The sequence below is a fragment of the Stenotrophomonas sp. 05L44_2 genome (assembly GCF_056665995.1).
In genome coordinates, this window is sequence record NZ_JBFTNR010000083.1 from 1 (window position 1) to 8,650 (window position 8,650).

The window sequence follows — 8,650 nt, forward strand, 5'->3', positions numbered from 1 at the left end:
GTGTTCCGCCGGGCATGTTCCGCCGGGCATGGCCCGGCGCTACCGGAGAACTGCAGCCGCCCGGTAATCGCCCTGCAACCTTGCTGCGGCCCAATACGCCCACGCGGCCTGGCCGTGGGAAGGGACCGGACCGGCCTTCCCACCCTGGGCCCGACCAACTTTCCATGGGCGGAGCAATGTCATGCGCAGTCGAGTGAGCAAGCGGTATTTCCAGCAGCTGTTCGCGCTGTACGCCGGTTTCGTGCAGTCGCGTTGAAGGCCGGGGCATCGCCCCGGCAACATCGAACTTACCGCCGCTTCGCGCGTCGCGCGGGCGGCGGCGCAGGGGCCGGGGAGCGCGGCTTGGCATACTCCGCCCACAGCGCCGGCAGGGGCTTGCCGGTGTGCTTCTGCCACAGCGCCGGTGCATAGCGCCCGTCGCGCAGATCCTTGTCCAGTGCCAGCACCAGTCCCGGGTGCGCCGCTTCGGCCCACTTCAGGAAGGCACCGGTCACCCGGTAGCCGCTTTCCACCGTCTGGCCCTGGCTCAGCTTGTCCGGCAACGCCCAGCCGGCAGCGGCGTTGTTCATGCCGTAGCGATCGCGGGCGTAGTCGGCGATGCCCTCCACCAGCCAGCCCGGCACGCGCTTGTCGCCGTAGCTGGGGTAGCCCTGCACGATGTGCATCGCTTCGTGGGTGACCAGATCGATGTCATCCGGGTGCTGGACCAGCCAGCCCGGATTGATGGTGATGGTGCTGGCCTTGTCCTTGTCGCCGACGAAGGCGACGCCGTTGTACGCCGGATCGATCACGATGCGCACTTCGTTCGGCGCGGCCGGGCGGAAGTCCGCACGCTCGCGCAGGTAAGCAAAGTAGAACGTATCGATGATGCGCTTGCGCACCGGCGCGGCCAGCGCGCCGGTGGCATCCTGGTAGTACAGGGTCACCCCGTCACGGCTGACCTGGCCATCGAAGGCCTGGGTCTGCGGTTGTGCGTGGCTGAGGCTGGGAAATACAAGGGCGGCAAGAGCGAGGGGGAGCAAACGTAGGCGCATGGACGTCATTGTAGGGGGGAGGGCGCCAACAGTTCGATCTCGGCCAGCTGCAGGCGCCCCGGCGCAGCCAGGCGCAGACGGTACTCGGCGTAGCGTGAGGGCGAGGCGATACGGAACGGGCGGGTCTGCCGCGCCGAGGTGAAATCTTCGCCGCGTCGCTGGTCCAGCGTTACCCAGCGCCCGTTGCCGGCACGCGCTTCCAGCGTCCACTCACCGCCACGGATCGTGCCGTCACCGCTGGTCAGCGTGTACATCGTCGGTACGCCATCGCCCACGTGGCTCAGTGCGATGGTCACGCCGCCGCCCAGCGGCACGGCCGTGTTGGCATCGTCGTCGATCAGCGCGGGCAGGGCGCGGCCATCAGCCAGTGCCGCCTGCGCGCCGTTGCCGAGCAGATCGTGCAGCAACTGCGGGCGCTGGCCGCGGGCGGTCAGCGAGCGCGGTACATCATCCACGCCGCTGCCCCAGCGTGACGGCTGCGGGCCCATCACGAAGTCCAGGGTTGCACCCTTGGCGATCACTTCGTGCGGCACCCAGGTTTTGCTCCACGGCTTGCCGTTGATCTTCAGCGACTGCACGTACACGTTCTCCGGCGAATTCTGCGGTGCATTGACGGTCAACACCGCGCCGCCCTGCAGCTCGACGCGCGCATGCTGGAACGCCGGCGARCCRATCRCGTAYTCSGGCGCRCCCATGCGCAGCGGRTACAGGCCCAGCGARGCCAGCACGTACCACGCCGAGGTCTCGCCGTTGTCCTCRTCGCCCGGATAGCCCTGGCCGATCTCGCTGCCGACATACAGCCGCGACAGGATCTCGCGCACATGCTGCTGGGTCTTCCACGGCTGCCCGGCATACAGGTACATCCACGGGATGTGGTGTGCCGGCTGGTTGCTGTGCGCGTACATGCCCATGCGCACGTCGCGCGCTTCGGTCATCTCATGGATGGTGCCGCCGTAGGAGCCGGCGAATGCGGCGTCGGCGGTTTCCGGGGTGGCGAAGAAGGTATCGAGCTTGGCGGCCAGCTTGTCGCGGCCACCGTACAGCGCGGCCAGGCCTTCGCCATCGTGCGCGGCGGTGAAGGCGAACGTCCAGCCATTGGACTCGGTGTAGTCGTGGCCCCACACGCGCGGGTCGTAGTCCTTGGCCTGCAGGCGCCAACTGCCATCGGGCCTGCGGCCCTGGAAGAAGCCGGCGGCCGGATCGAACAACGTCGCGTAGCTGCCGGCGCGGTGGCGGAAATAGTCGGCCTCGGTGGCGTAGCGTTCGCGTGCGGACGGTGTCGTCGCGCGCTTGGCCAGGGCATCGGCCATGTTGGCGATGCCGAAATCGTTGAGTGCACCTTCCATCGTCCACGACATGCCTTCATGCACGTCGGCGCTGGCATAGCCGCGGAACGTCGAACGATCCATGCCCTTGCGGCCGACGTGGCGGTCCGGTGGCACCACGGTGGCGTTCTTCAGCGCTGCGGCGTAGGCCTCTTCCGGATCGAAGCCACCGATGCCCTTCAGCCACGCATCGGCGAAGGCGACGTCCGAGCTGGTGCCGACCATCAGGTCCGCGTAGCCCGGCGAGGACCAGCGCGCGACCCAGCCACCGGCGCGGTACTGCTCGATGAAACCCTGTACCAGCTGCCCGGCATCATCCGGGGTGAACAGCGCATACGCCGGCCAGGTGGTGCGGAACGTGTCCCAGAAGCCGTTGTTGACGAAGACCTTGCCGTCGCGCACCGGTGCGAAGCTGCGCGTCGCGCTGCCGTCGGTGTTGTCATCGGCGGCGCTGGCCTGGCTGGCATAGCGCCACTCGGGCGCGGCGGCGGTGCCCACATTCTCGTGGCCGGAATTGGGGTACAGGTACAGCCGGTACAGGCTGGAGTACAGCGTGGTCTTCTGGTCGTCACTGGCATTGCCGATGTCGAAACGGGCCAGGCGCGCATCCCACGCATCCTGTGCGCGTCCGGCCACGCTTTCCAGCGTATCGGCGGCGGCGATTTCCAGTGCCAGGTTGTGCCGCGCCTGCTCGACGGAGATCAACGAGGTGGCGATGCGCATCGTCACCCGGCGCTCGCTGCCTGGGTCGAACTTGATGTAGCCGGTCGGGCGGCCGGTGCCGATCTGGCCGCTGCTGCGCCACGGCCTGTCGAAGCTGGCGACCACGTACATGCGGGTGGCGCCGTTGGACAGGCCGCTGCGGGTATCGGTGTAGCCGGTCAACGTCTGCGTGGCGGCATCGAGGGTGAGTCCGCCGCGGGCATCGACGTTGTCGAACAGCAGGTTGGCGTCGCCACCTTCGGGAAACTCGAAGCGGAACARCGCGGCATGGTCGGTGGGSGCGATSGACGCGGCGATGCCGTTGTCGAARCGCACGTCGTAGCGGTACGGGCGCGCGTTTTCCTGCGTGCGGTCGAAGGACAACGCCCGCTTGCTGCGGTCCGCTTCGGGCACACCGCGCGTGGCGGAGGGCATCACCTGGAAGGTCTGGYGGTCGCCCATCCACGGGCTGGGCTGGTGGCTCAGCGCCAACGCCTGCAGCTGCGGCCGGTTCTTCGCATCGTTCTGCTCGTTCCAGCGGTACAGCCAGTTCAGTGCGCTGGCATCGGTCACCGGCGTCCAGAAGTTGAAGCCGTGCGGTACCGCAGTGGCCGGGAAGTTGTTGCCGCGCGAGAAGGTGCCGTTGGCCTGGGTTCCGCGCGTGGTCAGTACCCAGTCGGAGACGCGCTGCGGCGCCTGCCGTGGCTGCACGTCCAGGCGCACGTCGTCGATCCAGCCCGACACAGGCGCGCCATTGGCGCTGGCCACCTCGAGCTCGATGGCCAGCACGCGGCGGCCCTTCAGCGCCGGCATGTCGCCCAGCCTGACCGCCTTGCGCGCCCACTGCTGCGGGTACAACGTCTTCGAATCGCCCTGCGCCCGTGCGCCCAGCGCTACGCCGTGCTGGTCGCGCGCGCCGCTGGCGGAGACGCGGCTGCCATCGTCCAGCAGCAGGTCCAGCGAGACATAGGTGGAGGCCACGGTGTCCTTGCCGACGATCTCCGGCAGTACCAGCCAGGACAGCGTGGTGTCGGTGTCGATGGGCAGATCGGTCTTGAACAGTTCGCGGCGTGCCTGGCCGCCACTGGTGCTGTAGTGCAACGCATGCAGGCCGCTGTAGCCGACGTTGCGCTTGGCCGCGTACGGCGCGCCGGGGCCGCTGCCGACGTCGACGGACAAGGTGCCATCGGACCTGGCCGGTGCCGGTTCGCCCGGCTCGAAGGAGGTCTGCAGCCCTTGCGCCAGCACCGGCGTCGCAGTGGTCGCACAGGCCAGGGCCAGGGCGAGCGGAAGCAGGGCGCGGCGCGGATCGGACAGGGTCATGCAGGGTCTCCCGGTAGGGCAGGCGGCAGGCAGAACCCGCATCGGCGAACACCACGGACAGCATCGCCCCTTCCGCCGCAGGGCAGTCGGGAGGCGATGCAGGTCCGGTGGGGGACGGGCCATGCGATCGGGTCAGGAATGGATCGCTGCCGATGCTGCAACAGCCGGCAGCGCCCTGACAAGTGCCATTTAGTTCGATCCAAATGCGGGAAATTCGAACGACGGCCGATTCCGCGCGGAACTGACTGGCCTGCCTGGGATTTCCCGCCGATGGGGCAGGGCAACGGCAGCGCGGGAGGGGCAGGGCGGTCGCACGTGGCTGCACCGGCGAAGGCTGCAAGCGGGCCGCCGCGCGCAGCGGCCACGCCGCGCACGGTGTTTGCCGGGCCCAGATGCTAGAATCGCAGGCCTCGCAATCCGTTCATCGACATCCGCCATGAGCCATACCGCCACCGCGCCCGCCAACGCCGAAAAGCGCTACACCGTGCACCGCAGCGATCTGCCGCTGAGCTGCCCGACCCCGGAAATGGCGCTGTGGAACTCGCATCCGCGGGTGTACCTGCCGATCGAAGACGAACCCAACGGGCAAGCGCAGTGTGCTTACTGCGGCGCCGTGTTCGTGCTGGCCGACTAAACGGCTGCCCCCTCGATGCGCCGATTGACCGTGGTGCAGTTGCTGCCGGCGCTGCACTCCGGCGGTGTCGAGCGCTCGACCCTTGAAATCGCCGCGGCCCTGGTCGCTGCCGGCCATCGCGCGCTGGTGGTGTCCGCTGGTGGTCGCCTGGTGCAGCCGCTGCTCGACAGCGGTGCCGAGCACCTGACCCTGGATATCGGCCGCAAGTCGCTGCTGACGCTGCGCCATCTGCCTACCCTGCGTCGCCTGTTCACCGAAGTGGGCGCCGACATCGTCCACGCCCGTTCGCGCCTGCCGGCGTGGCTGGGGCTGTACGCGATCCGTGCGATGCAGCCGGCGCAACGCCCGCATTGGGTGACTACCGTGCATGGGCTGAATTCGCCCAGCCGCTACAGCGCGGTGATGACCAGCGGCGAACGCGTGATCTGTGTGTCCAACAGCGTGCGCGACTACGTACACACGCATTACCCGACGGTGCCGCACGACAGGCTGYAGGTGATCCCGCGCGGGGTGGATGTCAGCCAGTTCCCGCGCGTGGCACGCGCTGATCGGCGCCCCCGGCTGGCGCTGGCGGCCGACTACCCGTGGCTGGCCCAGGTCGACGGACCGCTGYTGCTGCTGCCCGGTCGCGGCACSCGCCTGAARGGGCACGCCCACGCGTTGCAGCTGCTTGCCGATGTCCGTGCAGCAGGCGTGCCGGCACAGTTGTGGATGCTGGGCACCGACGAGCCTGGCCGGGAAGCCTATGTGGCAGAGCTGCGCAGGCAGGCGGCCGCACTGGGCGTGACCGGGGCGGTGCACATCAGCACGCCGACTGCGCGCATCGCCCAGGCGTACGCCGCCAGCGATCTGGTGCTGCAGCTGTCGGACAAACCGGAAGCCTTTGGTCGCACCGTGGTCGAAGCGTTGTCGGTCGGCCGCCCGGTGCTGGGTTGGAACCATGGTGGGGTCGGCGAACTGCTGCAGCAGCTGCAACCCAGTGGCGCCGTGCCGCTGGGCAATGCGCAGCTGCTGGGTGAACGTGCGCTGGCCCTGTTGGCACAGCCGCCGTCGCTGCCAGGCCGTATCCCGTTTACCCTGCAGGCCATGCAGCGCGATACCCTCCGTCTTTATGCCGACCTCGCTGGCTGACGCCACGCCGCCCCTGCGCGATGAGCGCGCCGGCCGCTGGGCACCCTGGTGGGTGCTGGCCTACGTCGCGTTGTGGCCGCTGCCGGGTATCGCCGAAACAGTGCTGGGCCTGGGGGCGTTGTACGCCGCCGCACGCATGGTCATCCGCCGGGTGCAGCATCGCCCTCATCTGCTGAGCCCGGCAGCGTGGGCACTGACATCGATTCTTTTCCTCGGCTACTGGTTGCCGCAGGCGTTCTCGGCCTTCGATGCCGTGGACCCTTCGGCGTCGTGGACCAAGGCTGCGGCCGGGCTGCGCTATCTGCCTTTCATGTGGCTGGTGGCGATCGCCGTGGCCACCCCGCAGCGGCGGCGCCTGACCCTGGGTGGGTTGGCGGTGATCACCGGCCTGTGGACGCTTGATGCGCTGGTGCAGGCACTGGCAGGCACCAGCCCCTGGTTCTGGTCGCTGCAGCAGATCAAGCTGGCCATCAGCGGCCACGCATTGTGCCCGGCTGAAGAAGCCGCGCTGGCCGACCGTCTCAGCGGCGCGCTTGGGCCGTGCAACCTGAAATTCGGCCAGGTGCTGGCCAGTCTTTCGCCGTTCCTGTTGTTGCCGGTGGCGCGCCGTTTCGGCAATGCGGGCTGGTTGCTGGCCGTCGCCGCGGTGGGCGTGGTGCTGCTGCTGGCCGGCTCGCGTGCCTCATGGATCACCTTCGGCCTGGTGGTCGCCTACAGCGGCGTGCGCCAGCTGGGATGGAAGCGGCTGGGCCTGCTCGCGCTGGTGGGTATTCTCTCGGCGAGCGTACTGGCCGCCAGCGTGCCGCAGCTGCGTGAGCGTGTGGCGCGCACGGCAATGGCCTGGGGCGGTGGCGAGGATGGGGTCGAGCAGGCACTGTCCGGTCGTACCCGCATCTGGAGTGCGGCGGCCTGCATGATCGAAGCACACCCGATCAATGGTGTCGGTGCACGCGGCTTCCGCGATGCCTATCCCCACTGCGTTGCGGATGAAGGACCGGCGGTGTGGGGCACCATGCCCGCGCTGCACGCCCATCAGATCGTGCTGGAGATCCTGGCTGAGACAGGTGTGCTGGGGCTGCTGCTGTGGCTGGCGGCGGTGGCACAGGCATGGCGGGCATGGCGTTTCGCCCCGGCCCCGGCGCGCGAACGTGCACGCCCGGCAATGCTGGCACTGGCGGTCACCGTGTTCCCGCTCAATACGCACCTGGCGTTCTATTCCGCGTTCTGGGGCGGCTTGACCGTCCTGCTCGCCGCGCTGTTCGTCGGCACGTTGCTGGCGCGCGAACCGGACGATCAGCCGGGCGCCGGGTAATCTCCGCATCCACGCAGGGCGTGGATCTACTGGATTGTGCGGGGTTGGGGAACGTCCTATCCACGCATGGCGTGGACCTACTGGATTGTGCGGGTTGGGGCCTATCCACGCATGGCGTGGATCTACTGGATTGTGCGGGGTGGCTGGTCGTATCCACGCATGGCGTGGATCTACTTGCGTGTGCGGGTTGGGGCCTATCCACGCATGGCTTGGATTTACTGGATTGTGCGGGGTGGCTGGTCGTATCCACGCATGGCGTGGATCTCCGGGGACGTGTCTGGCGGGGGAGCAGTAGATCCACGCCATGCGTGGATGGGCTTTCCCATGAACATTGGCCGGTGTCGCGGCTTTTCCCGACTGGCCGCAGGGTGGTCCGCCAATGCAAGGATGATCGGGCAAACCGCAGTCTGTCCCCATGGCAAGCCCCAGACTCCGCTACGGTCGCTACTCCCGCACGGGAAATGTCTATTCCCTGACCACAACAACGCGTGGCCGGGAGCCATTCTTCTCCGACGCAGGCAATGTCGCTGTGCTGGTGGACGCGCTGCGCTTCGTCGAACGCAGCGGCATCAGCCACAGCCTCGCCTGGGTGGTGATGCCCGACCACCTGCACTGGTTGATGGAGCTGCAGAAGGGAACGCTGGCCCAGTGCATGGCGTTGYTGAAATCACGCAGCAGCCGGCAGCTGAACCGGATATCGGGACGAAAAGGGCCGCTCTGGCAGCACGGCTATCACGACCATGCGGTGCGTACCGATGAATCCCTTCATGACAACGCGATGTACATCCTGGGCAATCCGGTGCGGGCCGGATTGGCTGGTGGGCTGGGGGACTACCCTCACGCCTGGTGTCGTTGGCCGTTGTAGATTCCGGCATCGGAAGAGAGAACATCCACGCATGGCGTGGATCTACTGATCGGCATTCCCAGTAGATCCACGCCATGCGTGGATGAGCCATCCAAATCTCACGTCACTTGTAGAAATCGCTGCGCCCGCCTGGCTGGCGCTTGAAGCGGCGATGGATCCACAGGTACTGGTCCGGTGCCTCGCGCACCATCTGCTCGATGGCCTGGTTGACCCGCGCGGTATCGGCTTCGACGTCCTCGCTGGGGAAATTCTCCAGCGGCGCGCCGATCTTCAGGAAGTACTTCCCGCCTTCGCGGCGATGGAAGTAGGGGATGACCGCACAAC

General features: G+C 67.8%; 7 protein-coding genes. 4 read left to right on the top strand and 3 right to left on the bottom strand.

Going from position 1 to position 8,650, the window contains the following annotated elements; translation table 11 throughout:
• Positions 1-287: 287 nt before the first annotated feature.
• Together AC1VAN_RS04705 and AC1VAN_RS04710 are read right to left on the bottom strand one after the other, a co-directional pair.
• Positions 288-1,043 carry a basic secretory protein-like protein gene (locus tag AC1VAN_RS04705; RefSeq protein WP_313114509.1) on the bottom strand — a complete coding sequence of 252 codons (756 nt, stop codon included), beginning with the start codon at positions 1,041-1,043 and terminating at the stop codon, positions 288-290.
• Positions 1,040-4,384: a GH92 family glycosyl hydrolase gene (locus AC1VAN_RS04710; protein ID WP_480985358.1), complete on the bottom strand. Its 3,345-nt coding sequence runs from the start codon at positions 4,382-4,384 to the stop codon at positions 1,040-1,042. Before AC1VAN_RS04710 ends, AC1VAN_RS04705 begins: the two co-directional genes overlap by 4 nt.
• 436 nt (positions 4,385-4,820) lie before the next feature.
• On the opposite strand from AC1VAN_RS04710, the gene AC1VAN_RS04715 reads away from it, so the two are divergent.
• From AC1VAN_RS04715 to AC1VAN_RS04730, 4 genes are all read left to right on the top strand, one after another.
• A complete protein-coding gene (locus AC1VAN_RS04715; RefSeq protein WP_025874129.1) occupies positions 4,821-5,018 on the top strand; it encodes a zinc-finger domain-containing protein in 198 nt (65 codons plus the stop codon).
• Between the two features lie 15 nt (positions 5,019-5,033).
• The gene (locus AC1VAN_RS04720; RefSeq protein WP_480985359.1) at positions 5,034-6,149 is read left to right on the top strand and encodes a glycosyltransferase; all 1,116 of its coding nucleotides are present in this window, start codon (positions 5,034-5,036) and stop codon (positions 6,147-6,149) included.
• Positions 6,130-7,461, top strand: coding sequence for an O-antigen ligase family protein (locus tag AC1VAN_RS04725; RefSeq protein ID WP_032975439.1), 1,332 nt, complete (start codon positions 6,130-6,132; stop codon positions 7,459-7,461). The genes AC1VAN_RS04720 and AC1VAN_RS04725 overlap by 20 nt, the downstream gene beginning before the upstream one ends.
• Before the next feature lie 415 nt (positions 7,462-7,876).
• Entirely contained in the window at positions 7,877-8,326 is a 450-nt protein-coding gene (locus AC1VAN_RS04730) for an REP-associated tyrosine transposase (RefSeq protein WP_025874132.1), read from the top strand.
• A gap of 103 nt (positions 8,327-8,429) precedes the next feature.
• Here the strand turns inward: AC1VAN_RS04730 and AC1VAN_RS04735 are convergent.
• Positions 8,430-8,650 (bottom strand): LpxL/LpxP family acyltransferase (locus AC1VAN_RS04735; RefSeq protein WP_480985360.1); only part of this gene is annotated, 221 nt, incomplete at its 5' end.

What these genes read in the sequence shown, in the direction of transcription:
- AC1VAN_RS04705 (WP_313114509.1), bottom strand. Translation starts at nt 1,043, where the DNA reads ATGACGTCCATGCGCCTACGTTTGCTCCCCCTCGCTCTTGCCGCCCTT.
- AC1VAN_RS04715 (WP_025874129.1), top strand. Translation starts at nt 4,821, where the DNA reads ATGAGCCATACCGCCACCGCGCCCGCCAACGCCGAAAAGCGCTACACC.
- AC1VAN_RS04725 (WP_032975439.1), top strand. Translation starts at nt 6,130, where the DNA reads ATGCCGACCTCGCTGGCTGACGCCACGCCGCCCCTGCGCGATGAGCGC.